Source organism: Ideonella azotifigens, assembly GCF_006519715.1.
Classification (GTDB): domain Bacteria; phylum Pseudomonadota; class Gammaproteobacteria; order Burkholderiales; family Burkholderiaceae_C; genus Ideonella; species Ideonella azotifigens.
In genome coordinates, this window is the sequence record NZ_VIDT01000878.1 from 1 (window position 1) to 1,926 (window position 1,926).

The 1,926-nt window shown below is 68.6% G+C and carries 2 protein-coding genes and 2 pseudogenes; all 4 read right to left on the minus strand.

The window, feature by feature from the left end; all coding sequences use genetic code 11:
- Positions 1–391 (minus strand): annotated as a pseudogene (locus tag FKP22_RS28765) (Kae1-like domain-containing protein); the annotation flags it as partial.
- A 15-nt stretch (positions 392–406) separates the two neighbouring features.
- A complete protein-coding gene (gene hypB / locus FKP22_RS28770; RefSeq protein ID WP_141291547.1) occupies positions 407–1,291 on the minus strand; it encodes a hydrogenase nickel incorporation protein HypB in 885 nt (294 codons plus the stop codon).
- A 13-nt stretch (positions 1,292–1,304) separates the two neighbouring features.
- Positions 1,305–1,652, minus strand: a complete 348-nt coding sequence (locus FKP22_RS28775; RefSeq protein ID WP_141291549.1) for a hydrogenase maturation nickel metallochaperone HypA/HybF — start codon at positions 1,650–1,652, stop codon at positions 1,305–1,307.
- Positions 1,645–1,926 (minus strand): annotated as a pseudogene (locus tag FKP22_RS32995) (hydrogenase maturation factor HoxV/HupK); the annotation flags it as partial. The pseudogene FKP22_RS32995 and the gene FKP22_RS28775, both read right to left, overlap by 8 nt.

The window sequence follows — 1,926 nt, forward strand, 5'->3', positions numbered from 1 at the left end:
CCTGGCCGTCGCTGCCCAGGCCCACGCCGTCGAGCGCGAGGCCGATCACCGGCTGCTGCAACCTGTGTTCGGCCATCACCGCCGCGATGTGCGCATGGTGATGCTGCACACCGATGGCCGGTACGCCGAGCTCGGCTGCCAGCCGCAGCGCGAGGCGGGTACTGAAGAAGTCGGGATGCAGATCGTGCGCGATCGCGGTGACCCTGCGCGGCGTGTCGTTCAACAGCGCGGCCACCGAGGCTTCGAGCGCGATGCAGGCCTGCGGGTCGCCGAGGTCGCCGTGCACGGCCGAGAAGCGCGGCTCGCCCGCGCTCAGTCGGCATGCGGCGTTCTTCAGCCACGCGCCGAGTGCGAGCACGTCGGGCAAGTGTGTGAACGCTGCGTGGTCCATGATCGGCTCAGTCTCTCAGGCGGGCGCGGCCATGCGCTGCTCCAGCCACTGCAGCCACGCGCCCATGCCTTCGCCGGTGGTGGCCGAGAGCTGGATCACCTCGATGGCGGGGTTCACGCGCCGCGCCGCCTCGATGCAGCGCTGCACGTCGAAGTGCAGATGAGGCAGCAGGTCGGTCTTGTTCAGCAGCATCAGCGTGGCGGCGGCGAACATGTCGGGGTACTTCAGCGGTTTGTCTTCGCCTTCGGTGACCGACAGGATCGCGACTTTCGCGTCTTCGCCCAGGTCCCACAGCGCGGGGCACACGAGGTTGCCGACGTTCTCGATGAAGAGCAGGCTGCGCGCGTCGTGGTGATCGCGGTGGTCGTGGTGGTGATCGTGATCGTGCAGGCGCGCGAACGCTTCTGCCACCATCGGTGCATCGAGGTGGCAGCCCTTGCCGGTGTTGATCTGGATCGCCGGCGCGCCGGTCGCGCGGATGCGGTCGGCGTCGAAGCTGGTCTGCTGGTCGCCTTCGATCACCGACACCGCGAGCCGCGGCGCACGTGCCTTCAGCGCTTCGATGGTGGCGCACAGCAGTGTGGTCTTGCCCGAGCCGGGGCTGGAGACGAGGTTCAGCGCCGTCACGCCATGCGCTTCGAAGTGCTGGCGGTTGTGGCGCGCGATGCGCTTGTTCTCGCCGAGGATGTCGGCCTCAAGCTTGACCGCGCGTGCCTGGCTCATGCCGGGCACCGAAACGCGTGCCGTGCCGGCCCCGAAGTGCAGGTCGCCGTGGCGCGGGTCGACCTGCACGTGGGCATGCTCGTGCTCGCTGCCGTGCGCGTGGACATGCGCGTGCCCCGTCCCTTCAGCCACCACACCGGCAGGGCCGGTCTCTGAACAACCACAAACGACACACATCAGCGCTTCTCCTTCACACGTCTTCGACCAGCATGTCCACGACCCGCAATTCGGTGCCGCCGACAGGCTGCAATTGGTAACCACCGCAGCCCGGGCAGGCCGCGCCGCGCTGCGCGATCGACACGGTGCCGCAGCAGTGCATGCACCAAGCCTGGCCGGGCGGTTCGTCGATCTCGAACACCGCGCCCTGCAGGCAGGTGCCGGGCGCCAACGCTTCGAGCGCGAAGCGCAGCGCGCGCGGCTCCACGCCGGCGAGTTGCCCGGCTTCCAGGCGCAGCGAGGTGACACGCACGAAGCCTTCGCGCCGGGCGTTGTCTTCGACCAGCTTCAGGATGCCGCCGGCCAGGCTGGCTTCATGCATGGGCGGCCTCGTGGGGCATGGGCAGATCCTGTTGGTGGGGCACGCAAGGATCGTAAGCGGCCATCAGCGCGCTGAGTCGGCGCAAACCCTTGTCTGCAGGCTGTTTTGGCAATTGCTCCAGCACGCGTGCCACCGCGCCGTCGGCATCGAAGTTCCATTCGGTCGGCGCGACCACGTGGCAAGCCACCACACGCGCCGTGTCGCCGCTGCCTTCGAGCTGTACGTGGTGCAGCAGCAGCCCGCGCGCCATCTCGACCCAGGCGATCGCCTCGAA

Coding starts and splice junctions, on each gene's coding strand:
- hypB (WP_141291547.1), bottom strand. CDS start 1,291: ATGTGTGTCGTTTGTGGTTGTTCAGAGACCGGCCCTGCCGGTGTGGTG.
- FKP22_RS28775 (WP_141291549.1), bottom strand. CDS start 1,652: ATGCATGAAGCCAGCCTGGCCGGCGGCATCCTGAAGCTGGTCGAAGAC.